At 40.1% G+C, this 20,822-nt stretch carries 17 protein-coding genes; 8 read left to right on the top strand and 9 right to left on the bottom strand.

The annotated features are described in order from the left end of the window. Nucleotides 1-182: 182 nt before the first annotated feature. A complete protein-coding gene (gene tkt, locus PAUR_RS14275) occupies nt 183-2,180 on the top strand; it encodes a transketolase (RefSeq protein WP_192508349.1) in 1,998 nt (665 codons plus the stop codon). A gap of 709 nt (nt 2,181-2,889) precedes the next feature. Here the strand turns inward: tkt and PAUR_RS14270 are convergent. From PAUR_RS14270 to lptD, 7 genes are all read right to left on the bottom strand, one after another. Continuing rightward, nucleotides 2,890-4,905 (bottom strand): methyl-accepting chemotaxis protein, encoded by a 2,016-nt coding sequence (locus PAUR_RS14270; protein WP_192508348.1) that lies wholly within the window; start codon nt 4,903-4,905, stop codon nt 2,890-2,892. A 116-nt stretch (nt 4,906-5,021) separates the two neighbouring features. After that, complete coding sequence (locus tag PAUR_RS14265; protein WP_192508347.1) at nt 5,022-5,822, bottom strand: symmetrical bis(5'-nucleosyl)-tetraphosphatase; 801 nt, start codon at nt 5,820-5,822, stop codon at nt 5,022-5,024. 6 nt (nt 5,823-5,828) lie between these two features. Further along, nucleotides 5,829-6,218, bottom strand: a complete 390-nt coding sequence (gene apaG, locus PAUR_RS14260) for a Co2+/Mg2+ efflux protein ApaG (protein ID WP_192508346.1) — start codon at nt 6,216-6,218, stop codon at nt 5,829-5,831. Then, nucleotides 6,202-7,008: a 16S rRNA (adenine(1518)-N(6)/adenine(1519)-N(6))-dimethyltransferase RsmA gene (rsmA, locus tag PAUR_RS14255; RefSeq protein WP_192508345.1), complete on the bottom strand. Its 807-nt coding sequence runs from the start codon at nt 7,006-7,008 to the stop codon at nt 6,202-6,204. Before rsmA ends, apaG begins: the two co-directional genes overlap by 17 nt. After that, nucleotides 7,008-7,997 carry a 4-hydroxythreonine-4-phosphate dehydrogenase PdxA gene (pdxA, locus tag PAUR_RS14250; RefSeq protein WP_192508344.1) on the bottom strand — a complete coding sequence of 330 codons (990 nt, stop codon included), beginning with the start codon at nt 7,995-7,997 and terminating at the stop codon, nt 7,008-7,010. The genes rsmA and pdxA overlap by 1 nt, the downstream gene beginning before the upstream one ends. Before the next feature lie 13 nt (nt 7,998-8,010). Continuing rightward, a complete protein-coding gene (surA, locus tag PAUR_RS14245; protein ID WP_192508343.1) occupies nt 8,011-9,303 on the bottom strand; it encodes a peptidylprolyl isomerase SurA in 1,293 nt (430 codons plus the stop codon). Nucleotides 9,304-9,319: 16 nt separating this feature from the next. Then, nucleotides 9,320-11,566 carry an LPS assembly protein LptD gene (gene lptD / locus PAUR_RS14240; RefSeq protein ID WP_192508342.1) on the bottom strand — a complete coding sequence of 749 codons (2,247 nt, stop codon included), beginning with the start codon at nt 11,564-11,566 and terminating at the stop codon, nt 9,320-9,322. Between the two features lie 89 nt (nt 11,567-11,655). Here lptD and PAUR_RS14235 point away from each other — a divergent pair, with 89 nt between their 5' ends. The 3 genes from PAUR_RS14235 to djlA are packed head-to-tail and all read left to right on the top strand — an operon-like array spanning nt 11,656 to nt 14,169. Then, nucleotides 11,656-12,666: an aminoglycoside phosphotransferase family protein gene (locus PAUR_RS14235; RefSeq protein WP_192508341.1), complete on the top strand. Its 1,011-nt coding sequence runs from the start codon at nt 11,656-11,658 to the stop codon at nt 12,664-12,666. Continuing rightward, entirely contained in the window at nt 12,663-13,340 is a 678-nt protein-coding gene (murU, locus tag PAUR_RS14230; RefSeq protein ID WP_192508340.1) for an N-acetylmuramate alpha-1-phosphate uridylyltransferase MurU, read from the top strand. The genes PAUR_RS14235 and murU overlap by 4 nt, the downstream gene beginning before the upstream one ends. Further along, nucleotides 13,330-14,169 (top strand): co-chaperone DjlA, encoded by an 840-nt coding sequence (djlA, locus tag PAUR_RS14225; protein ID WP_192508339.1) that lies wholly within the window; start codon nt 13,330-13,332, stop codon nt 14,167-14,169. Before murU ends, djlA begins: the two co-directional genes overlap by 11 nt. A gap of 28 nt (nt 14,170-14,197) precedes the next feature. On the opposite strand, the gene PAUR_RS14220 is transcribed toward djlA, so the two are convergent. Continuing rightward, nucleotides 14,198-15,013: a DUF3530 family protein gene (locus tag PAUR_RS14220; protein WP_192508338.1), complete on the bottom strand. Its 816-nt coding sequence runs from the start codon at nt 15,011-15,013 to the stop codon at nt 14,198-14,200. 268 nt (nt 15,014-15,281) lie between these two features. On the opposite strand from PAUR_RS14220, the gene PAUR_RS14215 reads away from it, so the two are divergent. From PAUR_RS14215 to PAUR_RS14200, 4 genes are all read left to right on the top strand, one after another. Continuing rightward, a complete protein-coding gene (locus PAUR_RS14215) occupies nt 15,282-16,010 on the top strand; it encodes a GGDEF domain-containing protein (RefSeq protein WP_192508337.1) in 729 nt (242 codons plus the stop codon). A 198-nt stretch (nt 16,011-16,208) separates the two neighbouring features. Further along, nucleotides 16,209-17,084: a DUF368 domain-containing protein gene (locus tag PAUR_RS14210; protein ID WP_192508586.1), complete on the top strand. Its 876-nt coding sequence runs from the start codon at nt 16,209-16,211 to the stop codon at nt 17,082-17,084. 212 nt (nt 17,085-17,296) lie between these two features. Beyond that, nucleotides 17,297-18,706 (top strand): sodium:proton antiporter NhaD, encoded by a 1,410-nt coding sequence (gene nhaD, locus PAUR_RS14205; protein ID WP_192508585.1) that lies wholly within the window; start codon nt 17,297-17,299, stop codon nt 18,704-18,706. Between the two features lie 297 nt (nt 18,707-19,003). Beyond that, nucleotides 19,004-19,987, top strand: a complete 984-nt coding sequence (locus PAUR_RS14200) for a hypothetical protein (RefSeq protein ID WP_192508336.1) — start codon at nt 19,004-19,006, stop codon at nt 19,985-19,987. Nucleotides 19,988-20,049: 62 nt separating this feature from the next. Here PAUR_RS14200 and PAUR_RS14195 read toward each other — a convergent pair whose 3' ends face one another. Further along, complete coding sequence (locus PAUR_RS14195) at nt 20,050-20,442, bottom strand: MmcQ/YjbR family DNA-binding protein (protein WP_192508335.1); 393 nt, start codon at nt 20,440-20,442, stop codon at nt 20,050-20,052. Nucleotides 20,443-20,822 lie beyond the last annotated feature (380 nt).

Here is a 20,822-nt window from a genome sequence, read left to right as displayed (position 1 = left end):
CAAGCAGCTCTGCATAGTTTTTTTACGCCTAGACGTCTAAATAGCTTCTCTAAAAAGAATGTGAATATAAAATTCATCTTGTACCTGTTTTTTCTAAGAAATGTCGTTGCAGTCAACCATTGAAATGAGTAAGAATGGGGTACTTAACAATTATACCCGCGAATTTTAAGGTAGGAGAATTCATGCCATCTCGCAAAGAACTAGCAAATGCAATCCGCGCCCTGTCAATGGACGCAGTTCAACAGGCCAAATCTGGTCACCCCGGTGCCCCTATGGGTATGGCGGATATCGCCGAGGTACTTTGGCGCGATTATTTAAAACATAATCCAAACAACCCTGAATGGGCTGATCGTGACCGTTTTGTACTGTCAAATGGTCATGGTTCAATGCTCATTTATTCTTTGCTACATTTAAGTGGTTATGATCTATCAATTGATGATTTAAAGAATTTCCGTCAGATGCATTCGAAAACACCGGGTCACCCAGAGTATGGTTATGCGCCAGGTATTGAAACAACGACGGGGCCATTAGGCCAAGGTATTACTAATGCTGTAGGTATGGCGATTGCCGAGAAGTCATTGGCAGCACAGTTTAACCGTGATGAACACGATATTGTTAACCACTTCACTTACGCATTTTTAGGTGATGGCTGCTTGATGGAAGGTATTTCACATGAAGCTTGTTCACTTGCTGGTACGTTAGGGCTGGGTAAACTTGTCGCTTTTTGGGATGACAATGGCATCTCAATTGATGGGGAAGTGGAAGGCTGGTTCAGTGATGACACTCCAAAACGCTTTGAAGCCTATGGCTGGCATGTTATTGCTGATGTTGATGGGCATGATAGTGATGCCATTAAAGCCGCAATCGACGCCGCGCGAGCTGAAACAGGTAAACCAACATTAATTTGTTGTAAAACGATTATTGGTTACGGCTCACCAAACAAATCAGGCAGCCATGACTGTCACGGTGCTCCACTTGGTGACGAAGAAATCAAAGCGGCACGTGAGTTTCTTGGTTGGCAACATGGTGCATTTGAAGTACCTGATGATGTATATGCAAAATGGGATGCATCTGCGCGCGGTCAGCAAGCCCAGAGCCATTGGCTGATTAAATTTACTGAGTATCAAATTGAATACCCAGAATTAGCGGCGGAATTTGAACGTAGAATGAAAGGTGAGTTGCCGCAAAGTTGGACTGAACAGTCAGAAGCTTATATTGCACAACTTCAAGCGAACCCAGCAAACCCAGCAACTCGTAAAGCATCGCAAAATGCGTTAAATACTTATGGTCCTTTGTTACCAGAGTTTATGGGTGGCTCAGCAGATTTAGCCGGATCAAACTTAACTATTTGGGATGGCTCAAAAGGATTGACTGCTGAGGACGCTTCAGGTAACTACATTTATTATGGCGTACGTGAGTTTGGGATGTCGGCTATTATGAATGGTATCGTGCTTCATAAAGGTTTTATTCCATACGGTGCTACGTTCTTAATGTTTATGGAGTATGCACGCAATGCTGTTCGTATGGCTGCACTCATGAAGCAACCGAGTATTTTTGTTTATACGCATGATTCGATTGGTCTTGGTGAAGATGGACCGACGCATCAACCTGTAGAGCAAATTGCAAGTATGCGTTTGACTCCTAACCTTGTTAACTGGCGTCCGTGTGACCAAGTTGAATCAGCCGTATCTTGGCAACAAGCCGTTGAGCGTAAAGATGGTCCTACGTCATTGATATTTACTCGACAAGGTTTACAACAGCAAAGTAGGGATGAAGCGCAAGTGCAAGCCATTAAGCAAGGCGGCTATGTATTAAGCTGTGATGGTAATCCGGAGCTAATCATTATTGCGACGGGTTCTGAAGTGCAGTTGGCAGTTGATTCAGCTCGTGCGTTACGTTTAACAGGAAAAAAGGTGCGCGTAGTATCTATGCCATCAACGGATGTATTCGATGCCCAGTCAGCTGAATACAAAGAAAGCGTTTTGCCTGCTGCCGTAACACGTCGTGTTGCAGTAGAAGCGGGAATAGCTGACTACTGGTACAAATATGTTGGTTTAAACGGTGTTGTTATTGGCATGACAACATTTGGTGAATCAGCACCTGCTAGTGAACTATTTGAACACTTTGGTTTCACTGTAGACAACATAGTTACCAAAGCTGAATCATTATTCTTAGCTTAAGATGTGACAAGTATTGAGGTAAATTGACACTTACTTCATATTAAAACGCCTGATGAGTTTTCATTGGGCGTTTTGTATTTTACTCCCGTATGTGGCATCGTGGAGTGCCTTAGTTGGAGCTACTATCGTTTGGATCTCCTACCTTAATAAGATACTTTTTTCGTTAGATAGTGCTACTAGCGACTATTGTATCTGTCGCTCATTGAGTGCAGTAGCAAATGAAGCTTATTAATGTATCGATATATAGAGGGGGGACTAAGTAACCTGATTAAAATGAGCGGGCAAACAAACCTCGTTTGACTTTGGAGGAGGTCGGCCAATTCATGCTAAAGGTGATATAGACTCGTCGGCTTTGCGTATTCGATTGAATATTACAGCTACAATTGCAGTGCAGCTTATTCACTCGAGACAGCACAACGTCAGACAAAATACTACTCAGCAGATGCTCGCTGCATTCTATTTAACTCCCCTTTTACAGCATGACACTCTTATATGAATGTTGGACGCAAGCGTGCTTACATATCAGTTGGTGCTGCCATTTACTGCTCCTCGATGATAGCGAGGGAGGTATTTGAGTATTATAAATAAGTGAGAAATGAATCAAGTTATCTAGCATTAAGTTGGCCACTAAAAAAACCTGCAATAGCAGGTTTTTTAGTGTTTTTATCTTTAAAAATAGACGTTTAATACTATGTTTTATCTATATTCATTAAACTTTAAATTGGTCTACTGACAAGCGGAGCTCTTCAGCAAGCTTGGCTACTTCAGTACTTGAAATAGAAGTTTGATTTGCCCCTTCCGCAGTTTGTTCAGCAATCGATACGATAGACTCGAGTCGCTCACTGATTTCCTGTGAAACTTGTTGTTGTTCATTGGCAGCAGTGGAAATCTCTTCGCTCACATCATGCGCTTGAGATACGGCCTGAGTGATACTGTTCAATGCTTCATTTGCCAAATCACTTTTATCCACACATGATTCAGCTTGTTGTTTACCCTTTGACATAGCTGTTACAGCTTCTTCAGCCCCTGCTTGTAAGGACTCAATCATTGATTGTATCTCTTGAGTCGACTCTTGTGTTTTACTTGCAAGAGAGCGGACTTCATCAGCAACAACAGCAAACCCTCGGCGCTGTTCCCCAGCCCTGGCTGCTTCAATGGCCGCATTTAGTGCTAATAAATTGGTTTGTTCCGCAATGCCGCGGATCACATCTAGAATGCCTCCAATTGAAGCACTATCTTGATGCAATTTGTTGATAACTCTGGAAGCTTCGTCAACTTCTTTCGCTAACTGTTCAATAGTATGTTTATTATCGTGAGAAATACCCTTAACACGCTCAGCTTCTTTATCAGCATTTTTGATTTCAAGTAATGCTTGATTAGCACTGTTACTTACGCCGTGAGATGTACTACTCATTTCTGTTGTAGCGGTAGCTGCTTGTTCAACTTGTGCTTGCTGGTTTCGAATTGCTTGACTTGATTCTGTGGTAATCATTGAAGTTTGTTCTGAGGCCGCAGCTAACTGTGTCGAGCGTGACACAATTCCGGTTATTAACTCCCTCAAACTACTAATTAACGCATTACAGCTGCGAGAAAGATCACCAAATTCATCTTTAGCGCTATCATCTAGTCGTTGTGTCATATCGCCGCGGGCAACGATAGTCAGAACACGGTTGACTTCAGCAAGAGGTTTGGTGATCAAGTTAACTGTGACGAAAGCGACAACAATAGCGATAATCGTCGCAATTACCATCCCAACCCATGTCCACAAGTTTGCTGCACTGACATCTTCGCTAACACCTTTTTGTAGATTAAATGCCACTTTACTCGCTTCATTGAGTAATTGATCAAGTTGCTCTAACGCCGCCTTGGTAGCTTGTTCAGCTTCTGCTAATTCACTTCTTGTCATACTGGTGGCATTTATCAAGCGTTTTTTGTTAGCTGAAAGACTATTTGACCCTGAGGCTTCGGCTTTTAACGTACTAAAGTAAGACTCCAAGTCTGAAAATAAGCTGTCATCAATTGCAATAACTGTTGGTTTCATTAGCTCTATGTTTCTTTGCAACTCTTCGAGCAAGTAATCTTGGTCTTTTTTGACAATATCTAGGGTATTTAAATTATCAACGGTGAGCATATCAGCACTATTTGTCACCAAAGCAGAAAAGTTATTTTCCATACTATTGGCTGCTTGATATGCTCGGTTGCTAGATTCTTTTAATCCGTCTAAATCAATAATATCAAGTACTGCTGTTGTTGCATCTTCTGCATTGAGCTCAATATCTTCCAATTGCGATGCGGTAGTTCTCTTTAGCTGTAACTCGAGGGCTTTGTCACGAAGTAGATTGTTAACCGATTTCAGGAAATCAGAGTATGAGTTGCCAACACTTTGAGAGTTGCGCGCTAAGCTTTGGTTACTACTGACAATATCTTGTAGTTGCGCATAAGTTTTATCGAATACAACTTGTCGTTCATTAAACTGTGCCTTAAGCGCATTTAATTCTGCAGGTGTTTGCGCATAAAAGCTACCTTGCGCGACCTTGCTCATTAATGAAAACTCAACTTGCAGCTCTGAACTTTTATTTAGAGCCGGAAGAGATAAGCTATTCACTTGTTGTGTAGAGCTATCTATGTTTGCAATCCTTAGCAAAGAGTTTCCACCTATCATTAGGAGTAGTGAGGTGATAAGAATAAAACCACCCCAAATTCGTTGGCTTACAGTCAAGTTCATACAATTTCCATCAATTTTACTAGCAGGATTGAGTACTTATCGGTTTTATTGCGGATAAGTTAAGTATTTTATAGCAGATGTGACTAAAAAATTCAGTAAAAAGGGGCGAGAATAGATTATTTGCTTAAATATTGTTCGTTAGTTGCAATATTCAGCATACTCATCGGTCCACCCCAGACACATCCAGTATCCAACGCAATCATGTTTTTCATGTTAGTGACGCCTTTAAGCGCTGCCCAGTGACCAAATATAAAGGATGTTTTTGACTTTTTAAAGCGTTTGCAGTCAAACCATGGAACTAATGTTGGGCAATCATTAGTACCACCTTTATTTAGTAAGTCTAGCTCACCTTGAGTAGATAGATATCGCATTCGTGTAAACGTATTCACGATTGCTGTGAATCGAGCGTGCTTAGAGAGCATACTTAATTCGCCTACAGGATGCTTTGCATACATATTTAGGTAGTATTCATTGGCATCTTTTCCGCGATAACATTGCTCCACAAAATGTGCATACTTTAGCGCATCTTGAATTGACCAAGTCGGATGAATGCCGGCATGAGAAATGAATGAGTTATAATTTGGTAGGTGGACGGCAATAGGTTGAGCGCGCAATAAGTCTAAATATTGGGGAAGTTTAGGGCTATCAAAAACCGCTTGTAGTTTATCTTTTGGACTCGGCGAGCGATTTAACGTCGTACAAGCGAGCAAGTGCAGGTCATGATTACCTAATGTAATAGTGATTGCATCACGGTGGTGATATAAAAATTCTAAACAAGCAAGAGAATCAGGACCTCTTGCTACAACATCTCCAACGAGATAAAGGTGATCTTTACTCGGATTAAAAGCCACCATATCCAATAATCGAGAAAGAGGCGCAAAGCACCCTTGTAAATCACCTACTGCGTATAATGCCATAAGATATCAATGTAACGCTGTTAAACAGGTCAGTCTAAACACAGGAATGGGAGCTTCAAATTCAGTCCCAAATTCATTACGCATTAAGTAATGCCCTTGCATTGTTCCTAGAGGCGTATCAAGGACAGCACCACTGGTATATTTATAACTGTCGCCAGGGGCAATAGATGGTTTCTCTCCGATAACGCCTTCACCATCGATTTCAGACTCTTTACCATTAGCATCGGTTATAAGCCAGTGGCGGCTCTCAAGTTTCGCACTGCACAAGCTATGGTTTTTAATGGTAACCGTATAGGCGAATACATACTTATTTTTTTCAGGTTGTGATTGAGCTTCCACATAAAAGGTTTCAACAGAAACCTTTATGGGAGAGCCTAGATTACTGCTTATTGTCATAAATCCAGTTTGCTATATCAATAAATTGAGAAAGGGACAGGTTTTCTGCACGTTTAGTCGCATCAATACCAATTTCAGCCATTTCGTCACTTGTTAACAAGTTTGATAGACTGTTTCTTAATGTTTTTCGACGTTGGTTAAACGCTTCTAAACATACCGTGTTTAGAATTTTTGTACTTTTTGCAGATCTTTGCTCTGGTTTCTTAGGTATTAGACGGATCACCGCAGAGTCAACCTTTGGCGCGGGTTTGAAACACTCTGGTGGTACATCTATAACAGGCATTGCATGACAGTAGTATTGTGTCATAACACTCAATCGGCCAAAAGCTTTAGAGTCAGGGCTTGCAACCATGCGCTTTACAACTTCTTTTTGAAGCATGAAGTGCATGTGCTCCACATGGTCCGCAAATTCAAATAAATGAAAAAGTAAAGGAGTTGAAACGTTGTATGGTAAATTACCAAATATTTTCAGTTTTTCACCATCTTGAATAAGCGAAGAAAAATCAAACTTCATAGCATCGCCTTGGTGGACTGTTAGCTTGTCACTCATAAATGGATGTTTTATGAGACGCTCAGCCAAATCCTTATCAAGTTCAACAACGGTAAGTTTGTCACTTAATTCCACCACAGGCTCAGTAATAGCACCAAGGCCTGGACCAATTTCGACTAAGTTGTCTGTTGGCTTAGGGTCAATGGCAGTTACTATTTTGTCGATGATCATGTCATCGTTTAAAAAGTTTTGGCCAAAACGTTTTCGGGCACGATGCCCTAAATGTACTTTATCAGTCATTAATTCTGTGCTTTTTTATGGGCGAGCTTAATTGCTTCGCGGATAGCTAAATCAAAACTACCTACCTCAATGTTACCTGTAGCGGCTAAATCTAACGCGGTACCATGGTCAACAGAGGTTCTTATAAAGGGTAGTCCAAGGGTAATATTAACCGAATTACCAAATCCTTTATATTTTAACACAGGTAAGCCTTGATCGTGATACATTGCAAGCACAGCGTCGGCATTATCTAAATATTTTGCTTGAAATAAGGTATCAGCAGGCAGTGGTCCTATGAGGTTCATCCCTTGTGTATTTAATTCTTTGAGGGCTGGAGTAATCGTCTCTATTTCCTCTCGCCCTAAATGACCATCTTCACCAGCATGCGGGTTTAAACCACAAACTAAGACTCGTGGATTATTAATACCAAACTTACTTTTGAGATCATCGTGTAAGATATTGATAACTTTAGTCAGTCGTTCTGTCGTAACAGCTCTCGATACATATGCTAGAGGTATGTGGGTGGTGACTAACGCAACTCTAAGGCCCTCAGTTGCCAGCATCATTACCACATCGGAAGTATTGGATTGCAATGCGAAATATTCAGTATGGCCACTAAAAGAAATGCCTGCACGGTTAATAATGCCTTTATGAACAGGTCCTGTAACCACCGCATCAAATGTACCATCCATATTTTTTTCAGATGCAACCTTTAATGTTTCCAGTACATAATTACCATTTTTTTCATCAAGGACACCCGCTTGTACATTACAGCCTTTTTCTACTTGTAAATAATACAAACAGCCTGCTGGTGCAGGCTGTGCCTCGTCATTCGCATCGAATGGCAGCAATGTGATAGGGATGCCTAGCTCAATCGCGCGCTTTTCAATAATAGTACGATCGACGACGGCAATAATTTGCGCGGACCATACTTTTTGAGCTAGTTTAATAACCAGATCGGGTCCAATACCTGCAGGTTCCCCTGGTGTAATTGCAATTCTGAGGCACATATTTATATCCATTTTATTCTGTAGGGAATACATCAATATGTGCTTGTTCCCGAATTTCACGCTGCCACTTAAAGCTTTCTTCTTTGAACTTCCTGTTAAATAGTAGCCCGTGAGCGCGGCTTAGTTTCGCTTGGTCTGTTTTGTCAGCTGTACGTGTATCCAACAATTGAACTATGTGCCAACCAAATGTACTTCTAAATGGTTCACTGATCTCATTTTTATTTAATGAAAGAAGGGTGTTTTTAAATGCGGGTACGTAAGTTGTTGGATCTGTCCAATCATATTCACCACCTTTGAGTGCCGAACCTGGATCTTCTGAATGCTCTTTTGCTAGCTCTGCAAAGTCAGCCTCACCTGCGCGAAGCTTAGTCGCAAAATCAGAAAGCATATCACGGGCTTTTTCTTCACTGAGGATAATCGAAGGCTTAATGAGAATATGACGTGAGCGTACTTCGGTTGTTTCTACAACTTCACGCCCGCGAATATCTTGTACTTTTAGAATGTGGAAACCGGCACCAGAGCGAACGGGCCCAACGATGGCATCTTTTTTCTGGCCTTTAATTGCCTCTGCGAATAACGATGGCATTTCATTAATGCTCATCCAGCCTAATTGTCCGCCTTCAAGCGCTTTTGGACCACTTGAAGAAGCGATTGCAATACGCTTAAACTCTTTACCGTCGTTTAAAAACTCCATTACGTTATCAGCACGTTCACGCGCATCTTGAATCTCTTCTGGGGAAGCTTTATTTGGAATTTTAACAAGAATATGACCAACGTCGTACTCTTCAGGGTTTCCTGTTTGTTGCTCTAGAATTTTTTGTAAATTAGCAACTTCTTGTGTACTAATATAAATGCGTCGGTCGACATTTGCTCGGCGAACTTGACCAATGGTGATTTCTTTTCGAAGCTCCTCTCTGTAAGCTTGGAAGCTTTCTCCACTGGCTTCTACTGAGCGTCTGAGATCAGCTATAGTCACATTTTGATCCTTAGCGATATTTGATATCGTTTGATCCAGTTGAGAGTCTGAGATCTCCATACCCATGCGCTCAGCAAGTTGTAGCATTAAGGATTGGTCGACTAGTCGGTCAATAGCTTGTACTCGAAGCGTTTTATCGGAGGGTAATTCCGTACTCTGCTGCTTAGCTTGCTCTTTAACCCGAGCAATAATTTGATTGACCTCACTTTGTAATATGACACCTTCGTTTACAGTGGCAACAATCTTATCCATCTGAACACGTTGAGCCAGTGTTGTGTGACTTATACTGATACCCAATAGGGTAACTAACAATAACTTTTTAAAATTCATAGTATTCTAATATTTATTAATTATTTAAAAAATAAGGTCGACGGTAGCCGAAGATACCTTGTTGTAATCGCTGACTTACAGCATTATTTGATTTGCCACCCAATCCATTTAATACAAAATTAAACCCAATGCTGGTGTCGAATTGTGCATCATCATGTGTAATCGTTTGGTTTAAATCTGTTTCTATGTGCCTTCCACCCGTTATTTGAATAGCCCAACAGCAACTTTCGTATTGTATACCGGCGAAGACTTCGACACTCCGAGAGGCATTTAAGTCTCGGTGATAGCTTGCTATAAATTGCCAATTATCATTGATTGGTAGGCTGCTAAACAGACCAACTTGATCAATTTCATATCCTGAGACACTATTTGCATAACGATGGTTCAATTGTACTAGCTTATTATTGTCTCCTCGGTAGTCTAGTGTCGTATGAGACTGAATTAGCTTTTTAGAGTCTGCGTCATATTGTATTCCAGCCGAGAAATACCAACGACGATGCCAATGTACCATGGTTTCCGCTGCAAACAATGCATTGTAATTGGTTTCTGAATTATTGGCTTGTTCAGTAGGCTTTACATCGTCACTGAGGTAAATTATTTGGCCGATACTGAAATTGAATCTTTCTGTGTTTTTAGTATCAAAAAGGCGTGTTGTGGCACCTAGAGTAAATTGGTTCGCTTGTGCTATCCTATCAACACCTGAGAATCGTTGTTCACGAAATAAGCCCGCAAAGTCATCTTGCATTTTGGTTGTATCAAAAAGACCTATGCTGTCTTGCTCTCTTTTTGGTGTGTACAAATATTGAATTTGCGGTTCTAAAGTTTGCGTGCCACCTTCGCTAAAAAATAGCGTGTCTCTTTCCAAATTCAGCTGTGCATGCATTCTTAATTTTGGCATAGTTCGAGTAACAGAATCTTCATACGGTGTATTGTGTAAATCACCATGCTGCTCGTATCGTGTATGTAATAAGCTAGATTCAGCTAAGAAAGACCATGCGTACTCTTCAAATGATAGGCTAACTTTTGGTTCTAAGTGCAACCGAGAAGCTTCTGCTATTGTTAGTTCGTCATTCCGAAAATGACTGAACTCACCCAATATAGATAGTTGCAAGTTGTGCCACTGAAAAGGTACTCTGTTTTTCCAAGTTATTTGTGGTAAAGCAGCGTATGACTCTGTGTGGTCGCCTAGTACTTCGAAGCTTTGTAATTTTATATCAGTGATCCAGTCATCGCCGAGGTAGCTGATGATACCAGTACGATAAAGTTGAGTATCGGTTTCGTTGGCGTATTTTGAGCCTAAATCGGTTAGATATGCATCATCACTGACATTGGTAATGTCAATATTTAGGCGCCATTGATCGGTTAAGTAACTCTGTTGCTGCCAATGGACTAAATAACGGCTTTCTAGCTGCGGGTCTGCATCGTCTTTATCTATATACTCAACACCTAAAAGGCCTTGATGTTGTTTGGTTAGGTACCTAAATTCAGAAGTAACTTGGAGCCCTTTGTTTGACATATACCTAGGAGTGAAGGTCGCATCATAATTGGGTGCTATATTCCAATAGTAGGGGGTTGCCATTTCAAACCCGTATCGACCAGAACTGGTCAAAGTCGGAGTTAGTAGGCCAGACTTTCGTCGTTCATCTATGGGAAATGTGAAATAGGGAATATAGATGATAGGTGTATCAAGAATCTTCAAAACTGCGTTGTAAGACTCCCCCCATCCATTGTGCTTAGATAATGTGATAGTACTTGCTTCGATTTGCCAAAAAGGGGCTTCGACTGGGCAAGTGGTAAAAGTTGAATTATATAAGCTAATTTCAGATTCTGATGCATATAGCTTCTCAGCACCACCACGACCAATTTGTTGTGTTAATTGATAGTCAGCGCCGAGTAAGCTGATATCATTATTATTTAAATCTGCGTATAAACCGGTGCTATTAACGAGAGTAAAAGCATCTTGATAGACAAGTGGACCTGTTGCATTGAGCAAACCTCGTTCTTTGTCGATTAAGGCGGAGCTTGCTGATAGACGCATTTTATGGGTGTTGACATCGACGTTACCTGAAAACTCAGCACTAGCTGTGCCTTGCATTTCAACGTCATCTGCCTGAATATCTATGGCATTGGAAGGCAAAGATTTAAGAGGTTGCCAGTTTGTCGGTTGAAAGTACTGACTGCACTGCATCGGTGTCGAGTTTGATATTGCTAACGCTGGTGCGCTACTGAGTGTCAGTGCGACGACCCCCCAAGTTTTACTCATTTATTAACCTTGTTGGCCTAGTATAATTATCTAAGCAAGACATAATAAAGTAAAACTCAGTTAAATACAGTAATTAAGAATGGAATTTTGTGACAAATAATAAAGAAAGACAAACCTATATCGAGCAGTTTCTAGTTGGGTTTTTTAATGGTGAAGCATATCGCTGTGAAGTTGTAACCGCAGATGCGAGTTTTCGTCGCTATTTAAGGGTATATCATGGTAAGAAAAGCTACATTTTGATGGACTCAGAGCCCAATAAAGTGGATAACCAGCCGTTTGTAGATCTTAATGCAAATTTTGCCCTCGCAGGCATAAAAGTACCTCAAATTTTAGCACAAAATATGCCGCATGGCATATTACTGCTAGAAGACTTAGGTGCAGAGCATTTGGCTGATCATATCAGTGGTCCGAGTAGGTTGAAGCACTATATGGCCATTTTAGATATTTTACCATCAATAGCGACAGTCACTAAATCAACGTCTATGAAACCGTATGATGATGGTTTTATAACTCAAGAGTTGGAAATATTTGAAAATTGGTTATTAAATTCTTGGCTTGACTATGAACTCAATGGCACTGTTAAAGAGCGATGGCAAGAAATGAAACTGTCATTGGTAAATAGCATAGTAGAGCAGCCAAAAGCCACTATGCATCGTGATTTTCACAGTCGTAATATTATGCGATATGATCATCAATGGGCTGTGATAGATTACCAAGATGCTGTTCAAGGGCCTATAACATATGATGCTGTATCCTTATTGCGAGATTGTTATTTTAAGTTACCAGCAGATGACTTTTTAATACTTCAGAAATACAGTTATAAAACACTGAAAAAAGCACAGCTATTGGGAGAAATGACATATCTCGAATATCAGTATTATTTTGATTTAACTGGGTTGCAACGGCATTTGAAAGCCGCTGGTATTTTTGCCCGGTTATTATTAAGAGATAATAAAGCGGGCTATTTGGACAATATAGTACCTACATTACAGTATGTTGTAGAAGTAGCTAAGCGATATGACAATTATCAATGGCTTGCAACTTGGTTAGTGAGTGAGATAATACCTTTAATTAACAGTCAGCTGAATAAGTTTAAATGAAAGCAATGATCCTCGCAGCCGGACGTGGCAAACGAATGATGCCATTGACAGAAAGTACGCCAAAACCAATGTTGCAAGTCAATGGGCGACCTTTACTGACTTATCATATCAATAGGTTAAAACTCGCAGGCATTAGTGATATTGTCATTAATTTAGCGTGGTGTGGCGAGGTAATCGAACAGTATTATGGAGATGGAAGTGAGTTTGGGGTCAAGATCACTTATTGCTATGAACCCGCTGGAGGCTTGGAAACAGCTGGTGGCATTATAAATGCGTTGCCTTTGCTAACGGAGAGTGAGGAGGCATTTATTGTTGTGAATGGCGATGTTTTCACTGATTATGATGTGGCTACTTTAACACAATTACAGCTATACGCAGGGGAAGCGCATATTGTGTTGGTAGAAAACCCAGAACATAATCTAGATGGGGATTTCTGTTTGACAAATCAAATAATAAATACTCAAAAGTACACCTTTTCAGGTATTGGTTTATATACGCGTGACTTCTTCTCATCCTTGTCGGTAGGTGTTCTTCCTTTAGGTCCATTGTTGAGACGAAATATTGAGACCGGTCGAGTTTCAACGGAGTTATATTTGGGTCTATGGTCGGATATTGGCACTCCGCAGCGGTTAATGGAAATAAATAAAAATCAGGAGCAAAACAGTGTGGGGTAAATTATTAGGGGTTTGTTTCGGGTTTATGTTTGGTCGTTGGCTAGGCGCTATATTCGGTTTCTGGCTTGGGCATATGTTCGATAAAAGTTTAAAGCAGGACTTTGATAAAGTGGGCGGGTTTCAAGGATTTTTTAAAGGTGATGATTTACACCAGCGTCAAGCATTGTTTTTTTCAAGTTGCTTTGCCGTAATGGGCCATATTGCGAAATCGAATGGGCGAGTGAGCGAAACCCACATTAAAGCTGCAACATTATTTATGGACGAAATGGGACTGCACGGGGAAGATCGTCAAGAAGCCCAAAATGCATTTAGGTATGGCAAAGGTAATGATTTTGAATTAAAAGGCGCGGTTAACGATTTTAAAGAGGTTTTTTCTCGTCGTTACGATTTGCTGCAGCTTTTTTTAGAGATTCAAATTCAAATGGCGTTTTCAGATGGTCATTTAGCGCCTCAGGAAGTGCAATTATTGCAAAAGGTGAGTCAATTACTCGGTATTTCGAATACGCACTTTCGCTTTATTTTGAAACGTTATCAAGCCGAATTTAAGTTTCGAGAACAACGCGCGCAACAAGGCGATTATCAAAGACAAAAAGGCTCTCAAACAGCTCAGCAGTCAGAAAGCATTACTCGAATGCAAGCATTGGCTGTTTTAGGATTAACTGAACAAGCGACAGATAAAGACGTAAAACGCGCTTATCGAAAATTGATGTCGCAACATCATCCAGATAAGCTGGTATCCCAAGGGTTGCCTCAACATATGATGGAAGTCGCTAAAAAGAAAAGTCAAGATATTCAAGCTGCTTACGAGTTTTTAAAGCACCCATCCTAGTGTTAGATAAAACAAGCAGCATAGGTGGTCATAATTGACGAAGAAAACCATCAACTTCTTTTCTCAGCCGTTGATGTTGCCTGGTTTCTGTCGTTAATCCAAAGAGCTGGCGCTGTCGGTAGTCAAATTTACTATTGCGTTTTACCCACCTTATTCTTTCGGGCATGCTGCGAGTGACAGTAGGGTTATCATTGGTATAAAAGATATCAAGTAAAGGAGGGCTGATCACAGATAGGTTTGCAGGTAAATGACGCTGCCTGCTGCTATTTGGTAGCTGTGCACTAATGGCCACAAAAGCGTCGAGTTTTATGTTGGGTAAATCAGCAAGATATTCACTAAACACGCCAGCGCTAGTACCTTGTGCAATGACGACAAGCTGCTCTTTCTCTAACATCGTTAATTGCGAATATAGTGCTTTGAAAATGTCTATGAGTTGTGTTTTATAGTCGTCTAGTGAATTCTCGGGGACTCGCTCAGCCAGAAGTTTAGCGGGTTTTTGCATTTTTTTGTCAGTGTTTTCTTCGTTGGCTGTTTCTGTATTACTGGAATTATTTGTGTCATCTTTTGGTAGTGTATCATTAAATGTAATATCTGGAATTTGTATGGCGTAGGTATCAAACCCGTCATCGGTTAACGCGTGGTGGAGGTAATTGAATCCATTATATGAAAGGGGAGGGTGGCCAATATCAGGAATCAAAATGACAATGCCACGTTTGGTTGATGCCATATATGGAGAATAAATAGCAAAACTATTCCCTTTTGATGTTTCAATTTCAATCAATGCATTTTCGTCGATAAATTTCGTTAAATCTCGCTTTTCTACCTCTTGCTTTGCCTCTGGCATGACAAAGTCTGCTGATGAGGCGCTTCTGCATAGTACTAGTGCACATATTAATAAGAAAAGGTTTATAATTCGCTGAGACATAATACTTCGTAGCTGCTAGGGTTTGATAAGTTATCGGCATAAGTACGTTATTATTTAGCAGAACACACGAAAAAATAATAATGTACATTGTTGTATATCGATTTATTCTGTGTTTCCATAAGCGGTCCTGTTGCAGGGTATATAGGCAAGATAGTCATTATATCTGTATTGTTGAGAGAGTATTTTTATGTTGTCTGGCCGTATGAAGCCTTTAAAAATCAACTACAGGCAAGAGTTATTCATTCTTTTTGTTGTCAATATTCTTTGCTTTTTCATTTTTTCAAGTTATGACACATTAGAGTGGCTTTATCACTTTTCAAGGTCCCATGAAGATTTAGAGTTAGACGAGTTTATTCCCTTATGCTTTTCACTGACAGTAACCTTCGCCTTATTTTCTTATCGGCGTTGGAAAGAAGCACAATTGTTTTATGTCGAGATTGAATACCTGTCATTTCATGATAGCTTGACAGGCTTATTAAATCGCAGAGGGGCGCAGTTAAAAATGGCGCATATGCCACAAATCTACACTGAAGCCGCTGTTGTATTTATCGATTTTGATAATTTTAAACAGATCAATCAATTGTATGGTTATGAAGTGGGGGATGAAATACTAAAGCAAGTTGGTAATGCGTTAATGCGTCATTATAACCACGCAGTACTCGCGCGTTGGGCCGGTGAGGAGTTATTAATTATTGCTCCATGTATTAGCCGTCAAATGCTCCCAAGCTTTGCTGATGAAGTTTATCGATGTATCACTAAAAGCGTTGCTCTTTCGGCCTATTCAGTCTCCGTAAGTATGGGGGTAGTATGGGGAGATGCTCAGTCTGATAGTCAGCATTTACTTACGTTGGTTGATGAAGCGTTACTGCAAGCTAAGCGCCGTGGCGGTGCTCAAGTTAATGTCTTCGATCATTAATGAGTCGCTCACCTAAAAGTTTGACACATAATTACGTATAGCTTCGCTGTTCGTCGTGCCATAATCAGGATAAGATCTAATTATAACAGTATTTTTCTGAGTTACACTTGCATTTCATTTTATACGGAGAGTTCGTCAGTGACAAAACGGTCTGATTCTAAACGAGACTATATTTTTTTATTTTTAAAAGGCGCAGGCATGGGGGCAGCTGATGTTGTGCCAGGAGTGTCGGGTGGGACTGTAGCATTTATTACTGGGATCTATGCTCGATTTTTAAGTGCGATAAAAAGTGTAAATTTCGAAGCCATCGCATTATTGAGACGGCATGGCGTTAAAGCAAGCTGGGACTATATTGATGGTAGTTTCTTGGTAGCTGTTTTTGCTGGTTTAATAACCAGCGCTGTATCTTTGGCTAAAGTGATTACTTACTTGCTATCAAATCACCAATTGCTAGTGTGGTCATTCTTTTTTGGCTTGATTTTGGCCTCTTTTATATTTATAGCTAAGCAAGTTAAACGATGGCAGTTAGGTACTATTGTGAGCTGTATTACAGGGGCTATTATTGCTGTGATTATCACATCACTGGCTCCTACCGAAGCAGAGCCACATTGGTGGCTTTATTTTATTGCTGGCGCTATTGCTATTTGTGCCATGATTTTACCTGGAATTTCAGGTAGCTTTATTTTGTTACTATTGGGAATGTATGGTCACGTATTATCAGCCATTACTCATCAAGAAATATCACTAATCGCGCTATTTATGATGGGCTGTGTTGTTGGTTTAATATTGTTTTCTCGAGTTCTTTCTTGGTTACTCGCATCATACCAAGAGGTAACGTTTGCGTTATTGGCCGGATTCTTACTGGGGTCCTTAAACTTGTTATGGCCATGGAAGATGGTGGTCTCAACGTATATCAGCTCAAGTGGTGTTGAAAAACCCTTAAACCAACAGAATATATCTCCACTTGATTACGCAAATTTGGTGGGGCAGGAGCCGCAGACATGGTTATGTGTTGGTTTGGCTATATTGGGCTTAATACTTATTTTAGGTATCGAGAAATTGACTGCCAAATAATGCATTTTTGAGCCCATCCTAATGGGCTCTGACAAACCCCTACCATTAAACGCAATATTCCTCATGAATTCGATAATAAACCAGTAAATTTAGACTTGTGTACAATTGGCACGATTAAAATCTATGCTATCTTCTGAGCTTTAAAATTTAACATTTTTTCAATATAAAATTTAATAGGTATATAAATGAGGATTTGGGGATTAAAGCTTGGGATGATACTGGCTACCATGTTTGGGGTGTCTAATACCGCGTGGGCTGGTGCAGAGAAACTTGATTTAACTACATCAAATGTAGGGATGCTATGTATAGGCATTTTCATTGCTGCGTACACGTTAGTCATGCTTGAAGAAAAATTACACTTACGTAAGTCGAAGCCCGTATTAGTTGCTGCTGGCCTCATCTGGATTTTAATAGGTGGATTTTATGTTAACCATGGCTCCCCCCATATAACTGAAGAAGCTTTTCGCCATAATTTATTAGAATTTGCAGAGTTGATGCTCTTTTTACTCGTTGCGATGACTTATATCAATGCACTGGAAGAGCGTAAGGTTTTTGATTCTCTCCGAGCGTGGATGATTAGAAAAGGCTTTAGCTATAAAAACTTGTTTTGGATTTCAGGGTTTTTAGCATTTTTTATTTCTCCTATCGCAGACAACTTAACAACAGCGCTATTGATGTGTGCCGTGGTCATGAAGGTGGCGGAAGGGGACAAGCGGTTTATTAATTTAAGCTGTATAAATATAGTGATAGCGGCAAACGCTGGTGGCGCATTCAGCCCGTTTGGAGATATTACAACATTGATGGTTTGGCAAGCGGGTTTAGTTCATTTTAATGAGTTTTTAGTATTGTTTTTCCCATCTCTTGTTAACTATTTGGTACCCGCCGCAATTATGAGTTTTTATGTTGAAGATAAGCAGCCTAGTGCCGTCTACGAAGAAGTCGAGCTAAAGCGAGGGGCATTGCGGATCTTAACGTTGTTTTTACTAACAGTTGCAACCGCGGTTGCATGTCATACCTTTATACATTTGCCGCCTGTATTGGGCATGATGATGGGGCTAGGGTACTTACAATTTTTTGGCTATTTTTTAAGGGTGACTTTGCCTGGTTCTTTAGCTCGTAAAAGAGCTCAGGCAGAGCAAAGCGGAGACAAAGAACGATTAGCAAAATTAGGCAGTGTTGTACCATTTGATGTGTTCAGTAAAGTATCTAGAGCTGAATGGGACACGTTGTTATTCTTTTATGGCATTGTGATGTGTGTTGGAGGTTTAGGGTTCTTAGGTTATTTAAGCCTTATGTCAGAATTACTCTATGGAGGGTGGTCTGCGACATCGGCGAATGTATTTTTAGGGGTCATATCATCTGTTATTGATAATATTCCTGTTATGTTTGCTGTATTGTCGATGCAGCCTGAGATGTCGCATGGGCAATGGCTACTCATTACATTAACCGCAGGTGTTGGCGGGAGCTTACTGTCAATTGGCTCAGCAGCAGGAGTGGCATTAATGGGACAGGCTCGAGGCTACTATACCTTTTTTGGGCATTTAAAATGGGCTCCAGTTATCGCACTCGGTTATATCGCAAGTATTGCAATGCATTTGTGGCTTAATGCAGAACTTTTCTAATACGCAATTGAACATGGGCTTTGAGGGCCCATCTTTGACTTTTTTATACACGCCAATACTTGATAGCAGTAATACGCAGAACTTGCATCGGCTCTATGTGATTGTTGTGTCACAAATAAAGAACAACGTTCATTTTTACATCGCTTCTTTTAAAAATAGTTATGATTTGAAATAAAAAAGTCATTTTTACGGTTAATACTCAAGACACTTATAAAATAAATAGGTTGTTTCAAATGATCTATTTGCCTTCGCATAAGCGTATTTTTGTCGCTAGTTAAGAATAGTGAGTAGGAGAGTATGGAGATTGCCAATTCAAAGATGCAGATACTTCAGGATTATGAGTGCGCTATAAATCATGCGCCAACCGTTCAATTAACAAGTGAGATAGAGGTAACGCCTCAGCACTTCTTAAAGTATCATCATACACTAGACAGTGTGCAGACATTATTGTCTGAGGTAACCTTTGATCCAAGTTATCGTTTAGTCGCGAGTGAAAATAATGGGCAGCTACAAATACAAGTAGCAATGCTCAGCAGCGATAATTATCAAAAAAAGAGTAAAAAGTTACTATTCGGGCGCAGTTGGCCAGTGGAGGTGAACCTTCCTACATCTGAGCTATTACAAACCGCATTCTTGGCTTTATATGTTGCGAGAGAGCATGAGATCAGAGAGCGTTTAACTTTACAGTGTGACGGCGCAACGACCACGCCTTTGAATAACCACCAAGATATGCCTTTAATTACGCAAGCTGCTTACTTGCTGCGCGACACCGCATCCTCTTTAACCGAGGATAAAGTCAAAGAAACTCTAAAAACACTTCACTTTTTAGGGCGGTCTTTCACCCTTGAAAGTTATATGGCAGTGGATGCTGAAAAAGTATTGATAGTGCTATCTTTGTCTGGGAGTGATGATGAATTACCTGAATTTAATGCATGTCAACTATATTTGGTCACATCAAAGCAAGATGCAAATCAGTTTTATTATGACGTAATGGATGGCTTATTAAAAATTTCCAAGAAATATATAACGGAGCACTTTAAATTTAAAGGCGTAGCACGATTCAGTCATTGTCACGATGTGCTTAAACTTGCTAAATTAAATAGGCATGTCAGAGATCCAAAGTTACTGGCTTTGTGTGAACAAACGAGTATTCATGCAGCTCAGCTGAATTATGAAGTTGATTCGACGAGAATGCCGAATGGGTGTGAGCAGCAGATGGAAAATTTTCTAAGGGATAATGGAAATATCGAAATCGCCAATCGACATTTATATACATTTTAAAGAATGAGAAAATGGCCCTCGCAATAGCTGCGAGGGAAACCACGACGTTATCAAAAACTGCTCTAAGATTGAACCATCTTTAATAACGCTTCTTTCTGAGCTGTTGGTAAATTGTCAACTACAATGTCATATGACGTATCAATCATACGACATATTTCAACTTCAGGAACTGAACCATCAAGTATAATGGTATTCCAAAGCCGCTTATTCATATGATAACCCGGTACAATTGACGGATATTGATCTCGAAGTAATAGTGCTTCGTCGGGATCACATTTTAAGTTTAACCACCAAACAGGCTCCCCGCTTTCATTTACCTGCCCTTCTTTCCCTTCCGAGAGTGTTGCAAACATCTTATGTTGTACTTTGTAGACATCGACATCTTGCGCAAACGGCTGGGTAATAAATGTTGCAGGCTTGTCCTGCAAGTATTTATGTACGCTCTTTTGATCCATAGCTCGTGTCCTTGAAGTAACTAATTATTTAAAACTACATGGTTTAATTTTAGCAGCTATTGTGAGAATACTGTAATTCAGTATCAGTAAAAACTATCAGATAGTTTAGACCAAAATATACTAAAGCAAATAAATGTCTTCTATCTAGCTCATTGAATTTAAATTATTTCAATGAAAGGCTAGGCCTTTGTCAGCTAGATTCAATGGCGAATATCATTTATCTACTATTCCTATTACTAAATTTAATCTCGATGCGCCAAAGCTTTCATTACAGGCCACTTAGCACTTTTTAGCCGCTAAAATGGAGAAATACCTCTTCTCCAACCACAACATTATTATCAACTAGATTTGAAAATTCTTACAGAAAAGCAATTACTTTA

The sequence above is a fragment of the Pseudoalteromonas aurantia 208 genome (assembly GCF_014858725.1).
Lineage (GTDB): Bacteria > Pseudomonadota > Gammaproteobacteria > Enterobacterales > Alteromonadaceae > Pseudoalteromonas > Pseudoalteromonas aurantia.
Note: the sequence above shows the minus strand (reverse complement) of the source record. Positions and strands in the feature narration are given on the sequence as shown.

Coding starts and splice junctions, on each gene's coding strand:
- tkt (WP_192508349.1), top strand. CDS start 183: ATGCCATCTCGCAAAGAACTAGCAAATGCAATCCGCGCCCTGTCAATG.
- PAUR_RS14270 (WP_192508348.1), bottom strand. CDS start 4,905: ATGAACTTGACTGTAAGCCAACGAATTTGGGGTGGTTTTATTCTTATC.
- PAUR_RS14265 (WP_192508347.1), bottom strand. CDS start 5,822: ATGGCATTATACGCAGTAGGTGATTTACAAGGGTGCTTTGCGCCTCTT.
- apaG (WP_192508346.1), bottom strand. CDS start 6,218: ATGACAATAAGCAGTAATCTAGGCTCTCCCATAAAGGTTTCTGTTGAA.
- rsmA (WP_192508345.1), bottom strand. CDS start 7,008: ATGACTGATAAAGTACATTTAGGGCATCGTGCCCGAAAACGTTTTGGC.
- pdxA (WP_192508344.1), bottom strand. CDS start 7,997: ATGTGCCTCAGAATTGCAATTACACCAGGGGAACCTGCAGGTATTGGA.
- surA (WP_192508343.1), bottom strand. CDS start 9,303: ATGAATTTTAAAAAGTTATTGTTAGTTACCCTATTGGGTATCAGTATA.
- lptD (WP_192508342.1), bottom strand. CDS start 11,566: ATGAGTAAAACTTGGGGGGTCGTCGCACTGACACTCAGTAGCGCACCA.
- murU (WP_192508340.1), top strand. CDS start 12,663: ATGAAAGCAATGATCCTCGCAGCCGGACGTGGCAAACGAATGATGCCA.
- PAUR_RS14220 (WP_192508338.1), bottom strand. CDS start 15,013: ATGCCAGAGGCAAAGCAAGAGGTAGAAAAGCGAGATTTAACGAAATTT.
- PAUR_RS14215 (WP_192508337.1), top strand. CDS start 15,282: ATGTTGTCTGGCCGTATGAAGCCTTTAAAAATCAACTACAGGCAAGAG.
- PAUR_RS14210 (WP_192508586.1), top strand. CDS start 16,209: ATGGGGGCAGCTGATGTTGTGCCAGGAGTGTCGGGTGGGACTGTAGCA.
- nhaD (WP_192508585.1), top strand. CDS start 17,297: ATGATACTGGCTACCATGTTTGGGGTGTCTAATACCGCGTGGGCTGGT.
- PAUR_RS14200 (WP_192508336.1), top strand. CDS start 19,004: ATGGAGATTGCCAATTCAAAGATGCAGATACTTCAGGATTATGAGTGC.
- PAUR_RS14195 (WP_192508335.1), bottom strand. CDS start 20,442: ATGGATCAAAAGAGCGTACATAAATACTTGCAGGACAAGCCTGCAACA.